Source organism: Clostridium sp. D46t1_190503_E9 (assembly GCF_015555225.1).
Classification (GTDB): Bacteria; Bacillota; Clostridia; order Clostridiales; family Clostridiaceae; genus Clostridium.
In genome coordinates this window covers 133,714-153,256 of sequence record NZ_JADNKB010000009.1, presented here as the reverse complement: position 1 = coordinate 153,256, position 19,543 = coordinate 133,714, and the positions used below count along the sequence as shown (strand labels likewise).

11 protein-coding genes, 4 tRNA genes, 2 riboswitches and 1 other annotated feature are annotated in these 19,543 nt (G+C 29.0%); of the genes, 12 read left to right on the top strand and 3 right to left on the bottom strand.

What is annotated here, in order from left to right; genetic code table 11:
• Nucleotides 1–578 precede the first annotated feature (578 nt).
• The 3 genes from I2E83_RS11935 (at nucleotide 579) to I2E83_RS11925 (ending at nucleotide 2,506) form a co-directional block, all read left to right on the top strand.
• On the top strand, nucleotides 579–1,358 hold the full coding sequence (locus I2E83_RS11935) for a ZIP family metal transporter (RefSeq protein ID WP_195429969.1): 780 nt from the start codon (nucleotides 579–581) through the stop codon (nucleotides 1,356–1,358).
• A gap of 279 nt (nucleotides 1,359–1,637) precedes the next feature.
• Nucleotides 1,638–1,820 (top strand): hypothetical protein, encoded by a 183-nt coding sequence (locus I2E83_RS11930; RefSeq protein ID WP_195429968.1) that lies wholly within the window; start codon nucleotides 1,638–1,640, stop codon nucleotides 1,818–1,820.
• Between the two features lie 125 nt (nucleotides 1,821–1,945).
• Nucleotides 1,946–2,506, top strand: coding sequence for a sugar O-acetyltransferase (locus I2E83_RS11925; RefSeq protein ID WP_195429967.1), 561 nt, complete (start codon nucleotides 1,946–1,948; stop codon nucleotides 2,504–2,506).
• 239 nt (nucleotides 2,507–2,745) lie between these two features.
• On the opposite strand, the gene thrS is transcribed toward I2E83_RS11925, so the two are convergent.
• Nucleotides 2,746–4,683, bottom strand: a complete 1,938-nt coding sequence (gene thrS, locus I2E83_RS11920) for a threonine--tRNA ligase (protein WP_195429966.1) — start codon at nucleotides 4,681–4,683, stop codon at nucleotides 2,746–2,748.
• Nucleotides 4,684–4,746: 63 nt separating this feature from the next.
• Nucleotides 4,747–4,959, bottom strand: a binding site (T-box leader).
• Nucleotides 4,960–5,176: 217 nt separating this feature from the next.
• Nucleotides 5,177–5,260, top strand: a riboswitch (cyclic di-GMP riboswitch).
• 156 nt (nucleotides 5,261–5,416) lie between these two features.
• Here thrS and I2E83_RS11915 point away from each other — a divergent pair.
• The 3 genes from I2E83_RS11915 (at nucleotide 5,417) to I2E83_RS11905 (ending at nucleotide 13,119) form a co-directional block, all read left to right on the top strand.
• Nucleotides 5,417–12,727 carry an NPCBM/NEW2 domain-containing protein gene (locus tag I2E83_RS11915; protein ID WP_195429965.1) on the top strand — a complete coding sequence of 2,437 codons (7,311 nt, stop codon included), beginning with the start codon at nucleotides 5,417–5,419 and terminating at the stop codon, nucleotides 12,725–12,727.
• Nucleotides 12,728–12,939: 212 nt separating this feature from the next.
• Nucleotides 12,940–13,023, top strand: a tRNA-Leu gene (locus I2E83_RS11910).
• A 21-nt stretch (nucleotides 13,024–13,044) separates the two neighbouring features.
• A tRNA-Gly gene (locus I2E83_RS11905) sits at nucleotides 13,045–13,119 on the top strand.
• Between the two features lie 230 nt (nucleotides 13,120–13,349).
• On the opposite strand, the gene I2E83_RS11900 is transcribed toward I2E83_RS11905, so the two are convergent.
• Nucleotides 13,350–13,766 (bottom strand): HNH endonuclease, encoded by a 417-nt coding sequence (locus tag I2E83_RS11900; RefSeq protein WP_195266779.1) that lies wholly within the window; start codon nucleotides 13,764–13,766, stop codon nucleotides 13,350–13,352.
• A gap of 283 nt (nucleotides 13,767–14,049) precedes the next feature.
• Here I2E83_RS11900 and I2E83_RS11895 point away from each other — a divergent pair, with 283 nt between their 5' ends.
• The 4 genes from I2E83_RS11895 (at nucleotide 14,050) to I2E83_RS11880 (ending at nucleotide 16,737) form a co-directional block, all read left to right on the top strand.
• A complete protein-coding gene (locus I2E83_RS11895) occupies nucleotides 14,050–14,724 on the top strand; it encodes a hypothetical protein (protein ID WP_195429964.1) in 675 nt (224 codons plus the stop codon).
• 63 nt (nucleotides 14,725–14,787) lie between these two features.
• A tRNA-Gly gene (locus tag I2E83_RS11890) sits at nucleotides 14,788–14,861 on the top strand.
• Between the two features lie 3 nt (nucleotides 14,862–14,864).
• Nucleotides 14,865–14,940 (top strand) — tRNA-Lys (locus tag I2E83_RS11885).
• Between the two features lie 297 nt (nucleotides 14,941–15,237).
• A riboswitch (SAM riboswitch) is annotated at nucleotides 15,238–15,344 on the top strand.
• A gap of 115 nt (nucleotides 15,345–15,459) precedes the next feature.
• On the top strand, nucleotides 15,460–16,737 hold the full coding sequence (locus tag I2E83_RS11880; protein ID WP_195429963.1) for a Na+/H+ antiporter NhaC family protein: 1,278 nt from the start codon (nucleotides 15,460–15,462) through the stop codon (nucleotides 16,735–16,737).
• A gap of 339 nt (nucleotides 16,738–17,076) precedes the next feature.
• On the opposite strand, the gene ispF is transcribed toward I2E83_RS11880, so the two are convergent.
• Nucleotides 17,077–17,550 (bottom strand): 2-C-methyl-D-erythritol 2,4-cyclodiphosphate synthase, encoded by a 474-nt coding sequence (gene ispF, locus I2E83_RS11875; protein WP_195429962.1) that lies wholly within the window; start codon nucleotides 17,548–17,550, stop codon nucleotides 17,077–17,079.
• Between the two features lie 372 nt (nucleotides 17,551–17,922).
• Here ispF and I2E83_RS11870 point away from each other — a divergent pair, with 372 nt between their 5' ends.
• On the top strand, nucleotides 17,923–18,531 hold the full coding sequence (locus I2E83_RS11870; RefSeq protein WP_195429961.1) for a class D sortase: 609 nt from the start codon (nucleotides 17,923–17,925) through the stop codon (nucleotides 18,529–18,531).
• Nucleotides 18,528–19,523, top strand: a complete 996-nt coding sequence (locus I2E83_RS11865) for an anti-sigma factor domain-containing protein (protein WP_195429960.1) — start codon at nucleotides 18,528–18,530, stop codon at nucleotides 19,521–19,523. The genes I2E83_RS11870 and I2E83_RS11865 overlap by 4 nt, the downstream gene beginning before the upstream one ends.
• The last annotated feature ends 20 nt before the right edge of the window (nucleotides 19,524–19,543 follow it).

Here is a 19,543-nt window from a genome sequence, read left to right as displayed (position 1 = left end):
TGTTAAAAGCTACTATTTTAAATTGATTTTAGAAAATAGTAGCTTTTAATTATTAGTTTTAGTTTTTAGAATAATATGCAAATTAAATAAAATATATTAAGTGGAAATATGTTAAAATATACTTGGGTATAATAAATATTAGTAGGTAATCAATTATATAGCGAGTTCATTAAAAGTATGACTTGTATTTTAGGTATATAAATATTATTTATAGTTGCTTGTAGAAATGTGATAGGTGAAAAAAGAAGGGCATTTTAATAATAAATGGAATTTAGTTTCTTAAGATAAGATAGAAAATGAAACTAATAACAAAAATAATGACCAAGCGGTAAATAATGACCAAGCTATAAATTATAAATAATGATAATTATATTAGAAAGTAAAATAAACAAGCTTATATAGATGAAGTAAAGCAAATTGAAATTAGACATAAAAAAGTCAAGCCACAGATTATGGGTTGGAAGATTAAATAATTGCTTAATGATATGGGAGAAAGAGTTTGATAGAAAGCATTAAGGAAAGATATTATGAGTTAGTTAATTAATAGATAAAATAATATTTATACAGGAGGAGTGGAAATGAATATTTTAATTGGTATATTAATACCATTTTTAGGAACGTCTCTAGGTGCGGCGTGTGTTTATACAATGAAAAAAGAAATGAATAAAATGGTTAATAAAATACTTCTTGGTTTTGCATCAGGAGTTATGATGGCAGCAGCTGTATGGTCATTAATTATACCTTCTATAGATATGTCTCAAGGCATGGGGAAATTATCGTTTATTCCGGCAGCAGTAGGAGTACTTGCAGGAATTTTATTTTTATATTCTTTGGATAAAATAATTCCACATATGCACGTAGATAGTAGAAATGAAGAAGGAACAAAGAAATATAAATTAAGTAAAACTACAAAACTTGTACTGTCAGTAGTAATTCATAATATTCCAGAGGGGATGGCAATAGGAATTGTTTTTGCAGCAGTTATGAATCAAGGGGGAGGGATAACTCTTGCATCAGCACTTGCTCTTTCTATAGGAATAGCAATTCAAAACTTTCCAGAAGGGGCAATAATATCAATGCCGCTTAAAAGTGAAGGATTAAGTAAAAATAAATCTTTTATTTATGGGGTTTTATCTGGAATAGTAGAACCAATAGCAGCAGTACTTACAATAATATTTTCAAGTGTTATTACTCCAATGATGCCATATCTTCTTTCATTTGCTGCAGGAGCTATGATTTTTGTTGTGGTAGAGGAATTAATACCAGAAGCAGCAGAAGATAATTTTTCGGATATTAGTGCAATAGCTTTTTCTATAGGATTTGTAATTATGATGATTTTAGATGTAGCATTATCCTAATTTAAGAAAAGGATAAATTATAGAATAAAAATGAAAGTTTTGTATTAAAGTTTACAAGTTTAGTTAGCTTTTTATCTGTATTATGGATTGTGATATTATCCATAAGATTTAAATTAAGTAGAGTATATTTTGGCTTGTAAATAAATAATTTAATATTTGCTGTTGTTCATTATTTAAAGATTAATAGGGATAATTGCAAAGAAACTCTTTATAAAATATAATAGAACATGATAATTAAGACTTAGTAAACTAATTTACATTGATGTAAGGAGTGTATTTATGTTTAATAAAGAGGAACTTCAAATTCTTAATGAAGCTTTAAAGATGTATGAAGAAAAAACTACGAAGCAATTAGAATCTAGTGCTAATAATAAGGATAAGATGGTTGCTTATAATAGAAAGCAAAAGAAAATATGGTTACTTCAAAATAAGATGAAAAAGCTTATTGAAGAAAATAAGTAAAAGCCTTTTAGTAAAGGCTTTTTTTATTTTTATATAAAGTGATTTATCAGTTTAAAAATAGTAATATGATTATAAGATGTATTTTATATAAATAAATATGATATTTATGGTTGGGAGAGGATATTATGACTGAAAAGGAAAAGATGCTAAGGGGAGATTGGTATGTTTCTTTAGGAGATGAATTGTTTAATGATAGACAACATGCTAATGAAATTATGTTTGAATACAATTCACTACATCCAAAGGAGGTTGAAAAGAGAATGGACTTACTTAGAGGATTATTTGGTTATGCACCGAAAGAGTTCTTCATAGAGCAACCTTTTAGATGTGCTTATGGCTACAATATCTATTGGGGAGAAAATTCATTTGCAAATTACAATTGTACAATATTAGATTGTGGCAGAGTAACTATAGGAAAAAATGTTATGATTGGGCCTAATGTAAATATATTTACAGCTAATCATGCACTTTCACCTAAGGAGAGAATGGAAAATTTAGAATATGCGGACCCAGTAGAAATATGTGATGGAGTATGGATAGGAGGGGGAAGTACTATTAATCCAGGTGTAAGAATTGGAGAAAATTCAGTTATTGGATCTGGTAGTGTTGTAACTAAGAGTATTCCAGATAATGTACTAGCGGTTGGTAACCCATGTAGAGTTATAAGGGAATTAGACAAGGAGTAGTGATTCATAAAAAATATAAATATGAGAGATAGTTTATAGGAAATATAATAAAAATATGCAATGAAAGAATATTAAGTGAATAAAAGAAGTTCATAACTAAAAAATCATTATAAATAAAGAGAATCCTGAAAAATTTAAAATTTTTCAGGATTCTCTTCTAAAAACATTTAATTTCTAAAAATCCGACCAGAGGATTTTTTTTCACCATTCTACATTCTATATTATAAATTATACATTGATTATTTATCTTTATTAGCTATTTCAAGAATTAATCTGTTCTTTAATTCAGAAACTGAAATTGCACCTTCTTCTCCGTTCTTTCTGCTTCTTACTGAAGCTTCATTGTTAGCAGCTTCTTTTTCACCAACAACTAGGATGTAAGGTATTCTTTCAAGTCTAGCTTCTCTAATCTTATAACCGATTTTTTCTGCTCTATAGTCTGCAGAAATTCTTATTCCTGAATTTTTGAAGTCTTTAACTATTGATTCAGCATAGTCATTATATTTATCAGAAATAGGAAGAACTATTGCTTGAGTTGGAGCAAGCCAAGTTGGGAATGCACCAGCATATTTTTCAATAAGCATAGCTAAAGTTCTTTCATAACATCCAATTGATGATCTATGAATTATATATGGACGTTTTTTGTTACCATCTTTGTCTATATAAGTCATATCAAATCTTTCTGCAAGAGCAAAGTCAATTTGGATAGTTATTATTGTATCTTCTTTTCCATGAACATTCTTAAATTGGATATCAAGCTTTGGTCCATAGAATGCAGCTTCACCTTCAGCTTCAACATAATCAATTCCAAGGTGATCTAAGATACCTTTCATTAATACTTGAGTTTCTTCCCAAGCTTCTGGATTGTTTATATATTTATCAGTATTGTTTGGATCCCACTTAGAGAATCTAAATGATATATCTCCATCTATTCCTAAAGTAGACATTATATGATTTATTAATTCAACACAGCCCTTAAATTCTTCTTCAACTTGATCTGGTCTACAAACAATGTGTCCATCTGATAAAGTAAATTGTCTTATACGAATTAATCCATGCATTTCTCCAGATGCTTCATTTCTATATAAAGTAGAAGTTTCAGCATATCTTATAGGTAATTCTCTATAAGAGTGTTGTTCTGCATTATAAATTGTGTATTGGAAAGGACAAGTCATTGGTCTTAATGCCATGATTTCTGGGTCTTTTTCCTCGTCACCTAAAACAAACATACCATCTTTATAGTGATCCCAGTGTCCTGAAACTTTAAATAAGTCATTCTTAGACATTGAAGGAGTTTTTGTAAATACATAGCCTCTCTTTTCTTCTTCATCTTCAACCCATCTTTGTAGAAGTTGAACAATCTTAGCACCCTTAGGCATTATAAGAGGTAAACCTTGGCCTACTTTTTCATCAGTAGTGAAGATTTTAAGTTCTCTACCTAACTTATTATGGTCTCTCTTTTTAGCTTCTTCTAAAGCTTCTAAATGAGCATCCAAATCAGTTTTCTTTAAGAATGCAGTTCCATATACTCTTGAAAGCATTTTGTTCTTTTCATCACCTTTCCAGTAAGCACCTGCACTTCTAAGAAGCTTAATAGCTTTAACTGGTTTTAAAGAAATTAGGTGAGGACCAGCGCATAAATCTACAAAGTCACCCATTTTATAGAATGAAATAACTTCATCTTCTCCTAAATCATTAATTAATTCAACCTTATATGGTTCGTTAGCATCTTCCATAAGCTTTATAGCTTCAGCTCTTGGTAATTCAAATCTTTCAATTGAAGGATTTTCTTTTACTATTTTTCTCATTTCATCTTCTATTTTTACTAAATCATCAGAACTAAATGAGTTTTCTACATCAAAATCATAGTAGAAACCATCATTTATAGCAGGTCCTATAGCTAATTTAGCATTTGGATATAATCTTTTAACTGCATAAGCTAAAACGTGAGATACACTGTGTCTTAATGCATCTTTTCCTTCTTGTGAGTCAAATGTGCAAATAGCAAGTTCGCTATCTTCATTTACTGTATAACGTAAGTCAACAACCTTTCCATTAATTATTCCACAGCAAGCATTTCTAGCTAAGCCTTCACTAATTGATTTAGCTATATCTAAAACAGAAATACCAGCTTCAAATTCTTTTACTGATCCATCTTTTAAAGTAATTTTAATCATACTTATTACTCCCTCCGTAATTTAATTTAAAATAAAAAAACTCTCATCCCTTCTATGATAAATAGAAGGGACGAGAGTAAAAGTTCTAAACTTCCCGCGGTTCCACCCTTAATTGTCTATAATAAGACCTCTTAATATATCGTAACGTGATATTAAACGGACTTTATTAGAGTCACTCAGAGGTGGTCTTCAACTAGATTCAAATAAGATAATTTCACCAAGCTTATCTCTCTCTGAAAATGAAATTTAGTTTACTCTTCTCTTCAACGTATTAAAATATTTATAAATAATATTATAGTTATCTAATTAGTTAATGTCAATATAAAGAGATAATTAAAATAATTTACTTAAACTGGGGAAATAATAGGTTGAAATTATGAGAAAAAAGAAGAAAAATAGTAAGAATATTATAAAAATATATGGATGAATATGTATCTTTATGATAAAATAGTGATAATAAATTTAAAATATTTGAATTTATTTTAAAATTGTAAAATTAAATAGGCAAACTTAAAGAAATTTAAGGACGCAAAGCTATAGGGACTAAGGTGTATAACTATGTCAGCCAGTTGCCAAAGAGTACATTATACTTTTTGTTTCAAAGCTTAATTTTAAATATTACTTATTTTATTATAATAAATATTTAAAATTAAGATGTGTAAAGCTGCTCTTTTAGAGTAGCTTTTTTTAATGTACGTCTAAGGCTAGAATAAAACTAATCAGGGGGTAAATTATGAACAAGAAAAAAATAGCGGCTATAGTAGCAGCGGCATTGATAACTAATTTCTCTTCTCCAGCATTAGGGGTTTTAGCAGATGAGTTATCAAGAAATCAAACTTTAATAACAGAAGGAGCATCTATTAATGGATCGGCTCAAGCTATTATAAGTAAATTTAACTTATATAATAGCAATAATATTGAGGCTTATAATGAAGTATTCAAAATGGATAATCAAAATATTATATCTATAACTAATAATGGTGGTAGATATGCTAACTCAACTATTGATAAAGCTATAGATGGAGATTTTAATACACATTGGGAAACAGGAAAACCAAATACTTCTGAATTTGTCAATGAAGTAGTAGTTAAATTAAATGAAGTGACAACCTTAAACAGAATAGTATATGCAGCAAGGCAGTCATCAACTAAAGGTAAAGGTTTTGCTAAGGAAGTAGAAATATATGCATCTCTTACTGATGAAGAAGATGACTTTAGGCTAGTGAGTAGTGGAGAATATGCAGGTTCCACTGGAGATATAGTAGAGATTAAGTTTAATCCAACTGAATTTAAGAGAATAAAATTTAAGTTCAAAAAAGCGGATCAAAATTGGGCTTCAGCATCAGAATTTATGTTTTATAAACAAGATGTGGTAAGTGATAAAATGAAGAATTTATTTACTGACGATACAATGAGTCAAGTAAGTGAAGAGTTTAGTAATATAGAAAAGATAAGTGAGTTAGAAGAAGAAGCAAAAAATCATCCATTATATAGTCAATTCAAAGAGGATATAGAAAATGCAAAGTTAATTGTAGAAAATAAAGAAGTCAACTATATTGATGCTAAGGTATCTAAATTTAAGGATATGAATAGTGAGACACTTCCAATATATGACGACATTTATAAAGTGACTTCAAATAAAATAAAGTCAATAACTACAAATGGTGGTCAATATGCAGATAATTCAATAGATAAAGCAATTGATGGTGATGTAAATACAAAGTGGCATTCTGGAAAACAAAATAGTACAACCTTTACTAACGAAGTAATAATTGAGCTAAATGAACTGACGAAATTAAATAGAATAGTATATACTGCTCCTCGTGGATCTAATAGAGGGTTTGCAGAACAATTTGATATTTATGCATCAAGAACTTCTAAGGGCGATACATTTGAACTAGTATCTAGTGGTTCATCTAAAGTAACACAGGATTCTATAGAAATAAGGTTTAATCCTACTGAGTTTAGAAGAGTTAAATTTGTATTTAAAAAAGGATATGAGAATTGGGCTTGTGCTGCTGAGATTGGTTTATATACTCAAGATGAAATAGCAGAAAAAATAGATAGATTATTCACTGATGATACAATGAGCATTGTGAGTGAAGAATTTAATACATTAGAAAAAGTACAAGCATTAGAGGAAGAGGCTAAAAGTCATCCGTTTTATGAAGATTTTAAAGAGCATTTAGAAGATGCAAAAATGCTTTTACAAGAAAATCAAATTGAAGCTACAAAAGCAATTACAAAACAATTTAAATATTATTCTAACGAAGAATATTCAAATTTATTTAAAATGGACAATGAAAATATAAAGAGTATCCGTAATAATGCAGGTAATTATGGAAGTGCAGTAATAACAAATGCTGTTGACGGTAATTTAGATACATATTGGGAAACAAATAAATCAAATACGAATGATTTTACAAATGAAGTGGAAGTAGAATTTAAAGAAGCTGTTGAATTAAATAGAGTGGTTTATGGAGCAAGAAAGTCTGATAATAAGGGATTTGCTAAGGAATTTGAGATATATGCTTCTACAACATCCAAAGGAGATACTTATCAACTTGTAGCAACTGGAAGTCATAATAAAGTATCTGGATTAGTTGAGGCAAAATTTAATCCAACAGAATTTAAAAGAATAAAATTTAAATTTAAAAATTCGGATCAAAATTGGGCTACATTATCAGAAATAGCATTCTATAAACAAGATGTAGTAAGTGATAAAGTTGATAAGTTATTTACTAATGGATTAATGAATGAATTGTCAGAGGAATTTAATAGTATAGAAAAAATAAATGCATTTAAAGAAAGTGCAAAGAATCACCCTTTATATGAAGATTTTAAAGCTGATATAGAATTAGCTGAATCATTAATAGATAATCCAAGACAAGAATATGTTTTTGAATTGGAAATGAGAGGGGACTCTGTAATTGAGTCAGTGAAGAGAAAGATGTGGAGATTCCAAGATTGGCAAGTAACTGGATTATCCGCTAGGGCCGGAGATAAAATAAATGTATATGTTGATGTAGCAAAAGGAGAACCTACTCCAGTGTTACTATATAAACAATCATTAACACAACATGGGGGAGCAATAAGTTTTCAATTGCAACCTGGGAAAAATGAAATAACTATACCCGAAGTAAGTTATGAAAGTAATGGAATACCACAGAATGTTATTCAAGGTGGAGGGTTATATTTTACAAATTACAAAAGTAATAGTCAAACAAAAGCGCCAAAAGTAAGAATAGAAGGTGCAAGTAAGTACCCTGTATTTATCTTAGGAAAATCAGATGAAGCTGAAGTAATGAAAGAATTAGAAGAATATGTTGCTAAGATTAATGCAGATCCGGAGACTACTCCAAATATTTTTGCAGTTAGCTCTAATAAGTCACTAAGTTTTGTACAAGCTACTTATGCATTAAATTGGTATAACCAAAATAATAAAACTCCAAGATATACAGCAGAAGAATGGGATAGATATATATCTGATGCAATGAGATTTTGGGGATTTGATAATTCAAAGGAAATACATTCAGATTTTAACTTTAGGATAATGCCTATGGTTAAAAATCTTACTGGTGGAGCATTCATGAATGCAGCAAATGGTGTTATAGGGATAAGACCAGGTAACCAAAATGCTATACTTGGAGCAGCTAGAGGATGGGGAGTAGCTCATGAGCTAGGTCATAACTTTGATACAAATGGAAGAACTATAGTAGAAGTTACAAATAATATGATGCCACTATTCTTTGAATCACAATTTAAAACTAAAACAAGAATAAGTGAACAAAATATATGGGAAAATAACACTTATCCTAAGGTGTGTTTAGAGGACTATTCTAATAACCAATTATATGATACTGCTAATAGTACACATCTAGCTCAATTAGCTCCATTATGGCAGTTATATTTATATGATAATACTTTTTATGGAAAATTTGAGCAGCAATATAGAGAAAAGGACTTTAGAAATCAAAATAGGGAAGATATTTATAAATCATGGGTTGTAGCAGCATCAGATGCTATGAAATTAGATTTATCTGAATTCTTCGCTAGACACGGTATACGTATTGGTTCTGATGTTAAACAAGAACTATCAAAATATCCAAAGCCTGATAAGAAGATTTATTATTTAAATGATTTAGCAATGAATTATAAGGGAGATGGATTTACAGGAAGTGAAAAGGTATCCATAGCTAAGAGTCTATCGGGTGAAAACATGAAACTTTCTTTCTCAATAGATAAAGAGAATAAAGAAAATTTATTAGGATATGAAATACTAAAGGATGGTGAAATAATAGGATTCACTTCTACGAATACTTTTGTGGATACTAATACAGATATAACTAAGAATGCTAAATACGAAGTAGTACCTTATGATATTAATTTAGGTACAAGTGATTCTGTGTCAATAGAATCATTTTCACCTAGCATAAATATTCAACAAAACAAGATAACTCTAGAGTTAGGGGAAGAGTTCAATCCTCTAGATTATATAAAAGTATTAAGCTATGAAGGAAATGATATAATTTCTAATCTTGAAGTTGAACATAATGTAGATACTAGCCAAAAGGGAATATATAAAGTTAAATATACCGTAAGTGATGAAGGTATATCAGTAGAAAAGATTGTAGAAGTTGAAGTGGTAAGTGATTATGAGTATATATCTGATTCAGAGTGGTCATCTGTAGAAACACAATGGGGAACTCCAAGAAGAAATTCTAATATAAAAGGTCGAGTAAATGGGGAAGTAAAAGATTTTGAAAAAGGTTTTGGAATACATGCAAATGGTACAATAATTTATGATTTATCAGGTAAAGACTATGATAAATTTGAAGCTTTACTAGGGATTGATGCAGGAATATCACCACAAAATAATTCTAGTATAAAATTTGAAATACAAGGTGATGGTAAAGTTCTAGCTACTACAGAAGTTTTAAAACATGCTGATAATATGGCATATATAAATGTACCAGTTAAAGGTGTGGAGCAATTAGTAATAAAAGTTACTGATGCTGGAAATGGAAATACTTCAGATCATGCAGTAATAGCTAACCCTAAATTAACTACAAACAATGCTAAGCCTATTATAACTGCTAGTGATAAAGTATATAAAATAGGTGAAGCTGTAGACTTTAATGAAGGTATTAGTGCAGTGGATGCAGAAGATGGAGATTTAACTTCTAATATAGAAATAATATCGAATTCATATGAAGAAGGAAAAGTAGGAAGATTTGAAGCTATATATAGGGTAACAGATAGTGATAACAATACTACAGAAAAGAAATCATATATTACAGTATATGAAGATTACACAATAGTTAAATCAAAATATGGACAATATGATAATTTAAGTGAATACAACGAGCAATTTAAGATACCAGTAGCTTCAATAACTAATAATGGAGGAAGATACTCAAGTAGTCTTATAGATTATGCAATAGATAATAATCGTAATACACATTGGGAAACTGGAACGCCAAATAGTAGTTCATTTAAAAATGAAGTTATTTTTGACCTAGGTGAAACAACAGAAATAAGTAGAATGGCATATGCAGCAAGAAATGGTGGAAAAGGATTCGCTAGAATGTTTGAAGTTTATGTATCTACTGAAGCAGAAGGTGATGATTTTATACTAGCTGGTAAAGGTGAATATCGTGGTAATGTTAATGATGTTGTAGAATTTAAAATAGCTAAAACAAGTGCAAGAAGAGTAAAATTTAAGTTCATAGAAGCTAACCAGGATTGGGCTAGTATTGGAGAAATGTCTTTCTATAAGGAAGATATATTATCAGATAAGATAGAGAATTTATTTACTGATAACACGAAAACAGATGTTAGTGAAAGTTATAATACTTTAGAAAAGGTACAAGCTCTTAGAGAAGAGGTAAAAGACCATCCAGCAGTTAACTTGTTTGAAGAAGAGTTAAAGAAAGCTGAAGATATTATAATAGCTAAGTTCCCTATACTAAATGTAGAAGATATAACTTATGTTAAGTTAAATAGTGAATTTGATTTATCTTCAGGAGTTACAGCAAATGATCAAGAAGATGGTGATATAACTAGTTATGTTACAGTTAATAAAAACAGTTTCAATATAAATAAAACAGGTAAATATACATTAACTTATACAGTAGAAGATAGTGATGGTAATGTAGCAACTAAAGATAGAGATATCGTGGTATATAGTGAAAGCACATATTTATCCGATTTAGAGTGGGAATCAGCAGTATCTGGATGGAGGACTGTGAATAAAGATTCAGCAGTTAATTCAAGCAATAAAATAAAGCTTAAGGTTAATGGCGAGGTAAGAGAGTTTGATAAAGGTATAGGTGCTGCAACAAATGCTGAGATAATATATGAATTAGATGGGAATTATAGCAACTTCTCAACATATGTGGGTACTGATAAAAATTATAATGATAATAGAACTACAATAATATTTAGGATATTTGCAGATGGTGAGGAAGTTTATACCTCTGATGTAATAAGGAAAGATAGTGAAGCAGAGTTTGTAAATCTAGATGTAACTGGAGTAACAGAGCTTAAATTAGTAGCAGATGATGCTGATGGTAGTGGTCTTGGAGATTTTGCTTCTTGGGCAGATACTAAACTATATACAACAAATGCAAAACCAAAATTAACTATTCCAAAATCAATATCAACTAAAGTTGGTCAAGAAATAGATTTAAATCAGGAGTATAGCGCAATAGATTCAGAAGATGGAGATTTAACTTCTAATGTTGAAGTAACTGGTGAAGTAAACTTTAATAAGCCTGGAAAATATCCAATAAATTATAAAGTTATAGATAGTGATGGCAATGAGGTAGTTAAAACAAGAAATATAGCAGTAGTAAACATGGAAGACTATAAGTATTTAACAGAATATGATTGGAAATCTGCAAATTCAGGTTGGGGAACAGTTAGAAAAGATAATTCTGTAAGCAACAATAGATTAACTTTGACCAATGAAGAGGGACAATCTATTTCATACGATAGAGGAATAGGTACACATGCTACATCTACAATAATATATGATTTGAGTGATAAAGACTATGATTACTTTACTTCTTTTGTTGGGGTAGATAGAGCAATGTATGGAAGTGTTGGATCAATAAGTTTTGAAGTGTATGTAGATGGTGAAAAGAAATTTGATAGTGGATTAATGAACTCTAGAGCTCCTCAAAAATATGTGGAAATAGATATAAATGGGGCAAAAGAATTAAAACTTGTAGTAAAAGATGGTGGTAACGGAATTGCTTCAGATCACGCTACATGGGGAGATGCTAAGCTTCATTATGCAAACTCAGAATCTATAGATTATACAGAACTTTCTAAATCAGTTGAAAGTGCTAATGATATAGATAGAGAAGTTTATACTGAAGAAAGCTTAAGTATATTAGACCAAGCAATAGTAAAAGCAACAGAAATGATAGAAAATAAAGGGGTTACTTATCAAGAGATTCAATCAATGTTAGCTGAATTGAAAGATGCAGTTGATAATTTAGAAAGAATAGATTTAAATAAAATTATTGAAATTGAAGATAAGTATTTAAAACAAGATATTCAAAAGGCTCTTGGATTAAGCGGAGATATAACTTTAGGAGATATGTATAATCTTAGGTCTCTAAATTGCAGTAGCAGAAGAGTTACAAATTTAAAAGGGTTAGAATATGCTAAAAATTTAGAAGAACTTAATATAGAGCAAAATGAAGTAAGAGATTTATCACCTTTAAAGACATTAAAAAATCTTAGAGTGATAAATGCTAGACTGCAAATAATTGAAGCTGGAATGGCTACTGTAGAAAATAATAGACTTACACTTAAAGAAAGAGTAGTATCTAGAAATGGGGAGTTGTTGAACCCTAAAGAAATTATGGTGGGTACTGAAAAAGTAGATGTGGAAAATTCTATAGATGAAAATGGAAATATATCGATAGATACGTCTAAACTAAAAGTGGGGCTTTGTGGTATTTATATAACTTATGAAAATCAAGAAGATAACCATGAAGTTGGAGTACTTTATCTATTTAATGTATATTAATAGAAACAAAGTAGAAAAAATACGCGAAATGATAAGGCGGTAAAGCAAGAATATAAATTAGTAATCACTAAGAACTTTTGTATATTAAGGGCTTAGTGATTATTAAATTTATTAAAAGAATTAAAAAGATTATTAATCAATAATAATAACAAAATTTTACAGTGTATATTGATTTAGAATATAATATTTTATATAATATTAATATAAGGTATGCAGATGTGGCGGAATTGGCAGACGCACTAGACTTAGGATCTAGCGCCATTGGCGTGGGGGTTCGACTCCCTTCATCTGCACCACTTTAATATTTAAAATTATATGCGGAAGTGACTCAATGGTAGAGTGTCACCTTGCCAAGGTGAAAGTTGCGGGTTCGAATCCCGTCTTCCGCTCCAAAAGCTTTTTAAGAACATAATATGGTTTTTGAAGAGCTTTTTATTTGGAGTTTATTAAGAATGCTATTTTAACATAAGAGAAAGCTCTTAAATAACTATAGTTATCAAGTTCTGATTGATAGTATAGTATTTAAGAGCTTTTTATATTATATAAATCTAATTTAATTAAATAAATAAATTTAGTAAATCTATGCAATAAATAGCTAGTAGCTTGAATATAAAAGAATGTTTTAGCTAATATTAATACTATGGAAAAGACGTTCCAATTCAAGCTCTTGAAGCATAGCATGTGAATAGAGTTTACCTCCCATGAGGTTTTTAATTATCTCTTCTTTAGAATATCCTTCTTTAAATAATTTAAGTTTTTTAATTAATTTTTTTAAAGAAGAATGAGACATTCCTAAAAGAGTATAAAGTTCCTTAGCAGTATAGTAATCTTTGGGTAATAATTTATAAAGTTTATCTTGTAATTCTAGCTTATACCTCAAATCAGTTTCTATACAGTTGTGAGGACCGTTTTTTCCTCTATGGTGGTAGTTACAAAGATATTTATAATTTAACTTAATATCGTAGCCACCTTCGTGTTTATGAACTATATGATGAATATCCGCTGTTGCTCCACAAATTTCACAGTGGTACAAAGTCATGCCTCCTTTTTATATCTTTAATAATATTATATATATTTTTGGCTGAATATTCTATAGTATTATGAGCTTTAAATAATGAATAAATAATAGATTCATTTTATATAAAATAAAGTGGTATATTTTTACTTACAATAGGAATAAAATTATATTAAGAATATTATGAATTAAAAATGTTTAAATTTACTTTGTTATATTTTTTTAAAATACTTGAAAAGGTGGTATAATATACTATATAATATATGTATAGAATATTATATTACTGAGCTGAAAGAAAGGTGATACAGTGAGACATAGTTATGATTCATTTGATTACTGGGAAGAATTGATTAATGAAAATAAAACTATAAGAGGACATATGTTTATGGATAAATTACCTAATGAAAAAAGTATATATATCCATAGTTTAGTTTTTTCAAAAAATAATGGACTTAACAATACATGGTCGTATTTTCCAGATGGAAAAATGTTATTAGGATATATTCAATATTCATTTTTACAAGAAGCATTTTATAAATGGATATATGGAAAAGAAAGAATGGTTATTAGTGTTCCAAACATTCCAGTAGAAAAAATAATCTTAGATGGGGAAAGAAATAATAAGATATCTAAAGAAGAAGCAGATAATATGAGAAGGCATGTAAAGATGGTAAAGGATTGTTGGCTTTTACCTAATGATAAATTAATCAGGTCACTTCAAAAGTTTTCCAGAGATTTTAACAAAACTTGGTATGGAGATAGCAGAGAGTTTTTATACTTAAAGATTTTTGATACACCAAAGGATTTAGGAGAGTTTGTAGTAAATTCAAGCTATATGACAACAACGGAAAGAGAGTTTGAAGAAAGAGTTGGTGTGAATATTTCTGAATGGAAAAATATTTGTGAAAAAGCTAATAAGAATAAGAGAGATGGCGAGAAATTTAGAGATATTTTATTAAAATCACTTACGGAAATAATTTAAAGAAAAAATTTATTATTGACAGTAATAATTATGGAATATATAATGTTATTGTCAATAAGATTTGCGGGTGTAGCTCAATGGTAGAGCCCTTGCCTTCCAAGCAAGTTACGTGAGTTCGATTCTCATCACCCGCTCCATATGCGTTATTAGCTCAGTTGGTAGAGCACCTGACTCTTAATCAGGGTGTCCCGGGTTCGATCCCCTGATAACGCACCAAATAAAAAGAGATTAAGTTTTTAATCTCTTTTTTTGCGTGAAAAAATATAAAAGTTTATTAGATGTTAGCATAAGTTTAAATTTCAATATTTCATTGAATTTATATATCGCAAAATAAATGAAAAAAATAAAAGTGCACAACGGCACTTTTATCAAGCATAAGGAGTGAGATTTTAAGATCCTATTCTAATTGTTGACAATAAAGTGTAGTAATATTCAAATTAGAAAATATTAAGAATAAATTTTATGTTGACAATAATAATCTAAATTGATAATATAATAGTGCAAAATTTAAAAGTCTTATCAAGAGTGGTGGAGGGACTGGCCCTATGAAGCCCAGCAACCAAGAATTTTAATTAATTTTTATGGTGCTAAATCCTGCAGGAAATCCTGATAGATAAGAGGCGAACTATAACTTTTTATATGTGTAATCAAAGCTTCTGTATTTCTGCAGAAGCTTTTTTATTTTGAAATTTATATTATACAAAATAATTTTTTATAGAAGGAGGAAAAAAGACTTTGAAGAACAAAGGAAATGGACTAGCTTTAATTCCATTAGGAGTATTTTTATTAGTTTATTTAGGGACATCAATGATAGCAAAGGATTTTTATGCTGTATCTGTAATTATTCCATTTTTAGCAGCAGCTTTAACAGCATTGATTATGAATAGAAAACTAAAGTTTGATGAGAAAATAGAAATTTTTTGTAGGGGTGCAGGGAATACTAATATTCTGCTTATGATAATCATATTTATATTAGCAGGGGCATTTGCACAGGTAGCAAAAGATATGGGGGCAGTAGATTCTACTGTCAATTTAGGACTTTCATTACTACCAAGTAGCTTATTAATACCAGGAATATTTGTTATAGGATGTTTCATAGCTCTATCTATAGGAACGTCAATGGGAACTATAGTTGCTTTGGTACCAATAGCTGTTGGGATAGCAGATAAAACTGGAATAGGAATTGCATTAGCTGTAGGTGCAGTAGTTAGTGGAGCTATGTTTGGAGACAATCTTTCGATAATATCCGATACGACTATAGCAGCTACTAGAACTCAAGGATGTGAAATGAAAGATAAATTTAAAATGAATTTTATAATAGTTCTTCCAGCTGCTATAATAACAGCTATAATATTTATGTTATTAACTAAAAATGCTGCAGTAATTAATTTAGAAGCTTTAGAATTTAATTTATTCAAAATATTACCTTACATAATTGTTATTGTAACAGCATTACTTGGAGTTAATGTAATAGTTGTTTTATTACTTGGAATTTTATCTTCAGGAATAGTTGGATTTATATTTGGAAGTTTTGATGTAATAGGATTATTTAATTCTATATCTAGTGGAATATCAGGAATGAGTGAACTTATAATAGTTTCAATTCTTATAGCAGGAACAATAGAAATTATTAAATTCAATGGAGGAATAGATTTTATTCTTAATAAGGGATTAAAGAATTTTAAAAGTAAAATGGGAGCAGAGTATGGAATTGCTATGCTAGTAAGTTTAGTAGATATATGTACAGCTAATAATACAGTTGCAATTGTAACTGTAGGTCCAATAGCTAAAGATATATCTAATGAATTTGATTTAGAACCAAAAAGAGTTGCGGGAATATTAGATATGTTTTCGTGTGTATTCCAAGGAATAATACCATATGGTGCACAACTAATATCAGCAGCAGGACTAGCAGCACTATCACCATTTTCAATAATGAAATTTTTATTTTATCCATATTTAATGGGAATGTGTGCTATAATAGCTATATACATATATTGGAGAAATAAATAAGGCTGTTGTAAAAATTAATATATAAACCAGAAAAAAAGTATGGCTTTCCTAAGGGAGCCATACTTTTTTAGCAAAAGAATGAAAGAATTAATGATAAAATTCGGTTAAGGCGAATTTTTAAATAATATAATTTCATAATTTAGCTTAGACTAAATTATAGTATCAATTAGTTCATTAGCTATTTAAAATTATATTTAAATGAAATCTTCATTTCTTCATTCTTTCATTCAAAATAATTCAATTTGCTTGAAATATTACTATAACTATTTGAAGCTTAACTGTTCATTTTTAATAACTCAACTTGCTTGAGTTATTACCACAATTATCAAATGTCCATTATCAATTATGCACTAATAGACATATGCTTTGTGAAGAAATTCCTTCTCCACTTCCTGTAAATCCCAATCCTTCTTCTGTTGTTGCTTTAACATTGATTTGCATTACATCTATGTGTAATGCATTTGCTATGTTTTCTCGCATTTGTTGTATGAAAGGAGCCATTTTTGGTTTTTGAGCTATAATAGTAGAATCTATATTGTTTATAGAATAGCCATTACTTAATAGTAATTTTCCTACTTCTTCTAAAAGCTTTATACTTGAAATTCCTTTATACTTTTCATCTGTATCAGGAAAATGCTTTCCTATATCGCCAAGAGCTGAAGCTCCAAGTATTGAATCCATAATTGCATGAATTAATACATCGGCATCTGAATGTCCAAGCAGACCTTTCTCATAAGGAATCTTAACACCACCTATTATTAAATCCCTTCCCTCAACTAAACGATGTACATCGTATCCTAATCCTATCCTCACTTTATCACCTCTAAATTAAGTATAGAATTATTTTACCATAAATATAGGTTTTATATTAAATGTTTATTTATGATTACTATAATACTTTTTTAAAGGGATATATTTTAGAACTATTTTTTATTCTTTTATTTTTAAATATTTTATTATAAAGGAGTCTAAATTTAGTTTTAATCTTATAAATAAAATGTATAGTTCGTGAGGAAAGTTTTCTGCGTTTAAATACAAAATCTACATAAATTACTTTTCTATTCATAAGTTACTCCTAAAATATTAATAGACTATGAAAAAATATATATTATGGTAAAAGTCTCTAAGTGTTTATGATATAATATATGATAAATTAGTATAAATGTTTATTAGGGGATGAGGGATTTGAAAGAAAAGATTAGAAGAGGGATAGGTATTATTTTAATAGTAATTGGACTAGCTTTAATTGTATCAATTGTCTACAAAAAGATAGAGACATCAAAGAAACAAAAAGAACTTCAAAATATTTTAGAACAGGTTATAACTGAAGATACTGAAGATGGGAGTGAAGGTAAAGAAGAGAAGTCAATTAATGGATATAAGCCTATTGCATTAGTTGAAATTCCAAGTATAAATTTATCCCAAGGATTGGTTGAAGGAATAACAGATGATATTCTTCAGTATTATTTAGGACATTTTGAGACTTCAGCAAAACCAGGAGAAAAAGGAAATTTTGCAGTTGCAGGACATAGAGTATCAGATTATTCAGAGGCATTTGTCAATTTATATAAGATTGAAGCTGGGGATAAGGTAATAGTTAAAGCAAATAAGAAGGAATATATATATGAAGTAACTGAGAATTTTATAGTTGATCCAAGTAGAGTAGATGTACTTGATAATACTGATGAGGCTACTATAACATTAATAACTTGTACAGTAGGGGCAAAAGAAAGAGTTATAGTAAAAGGAAAACTTGTAGAAACTAAAGATTTACTAATTGGAGGAGAAGAATGAGTGGTTATCAAAATGACAAATATAAATTCTCAATTAAATCTCCAGTAAGTGTAGCGATGGATGATGTAATTGAAAAAAGGGCAGAGGAAATAGAAAATTTAAAAGAAGAACTATTAACTTATAAAATACTTATAAAAGATTTAGCTCATGAAGATCCATCATATTCTATAAGAAATAAAATTTTAAACATAGCGTATTTTATAATTGAAGATGTAGAATTATTTGATTATTTAAGTTCAACAAAGAAGTTTCCTATAAATAGACTTCTTAACAGAACACCAGTTGAAAAAGAATTCTTCCAAAGTTGGAAAGAGTATATTATAGCATATGTAGTTATATTTTCGAATCCTAATTATAAGTATTTGCAAGAATATATACAGGTTGTAGAATCAATAAATATTTTAGGGGTAGATGAAGTCTCGCAAGTAATGCAAATATCTGAACATAGAGGACTAATACTTAACAAAGGGCTTAGAAGCGCAATTATATTAACTTCAAAAGGTGAGTTTATAAAAGTTAAATCTGGAAAAGATAATAAAATAGGTGAAGATATTATTAGCACCGAAGGAATAACTCTAAGGAAATATAAACTTCAAATATCAATATTATTGAGCTTACTTATAGTTATTATTACTATAGGAGTATTTAAATACAAAGCAATTGATAAAACGATAGTAATAGAAACTACGTCATCAATAACACTAGAGGTAAATAAATTTAATAGAATAATAGATTCTTATAGCAAAACAGAAAAAGGTGCTAGTATGTTAAAGGAATTAAAGGTAGATAACTATGATATTGATAATTCTATAAAGAATATCTTGGATTATGCATTTAATAATGGTATGATTCCTGAAAATGGTGTTCTTATAACTGTTACTGGAGAGCCATTGAGATATAATGCATTAAATAAAACTGAAGAATTTATTAAAGAGCAAGAAATTCAAGTTAGATTGAATAACTCTGGAGATGAGCATAAAGTAAGTCCTTAAAATTTAATAAAGGTGATAGA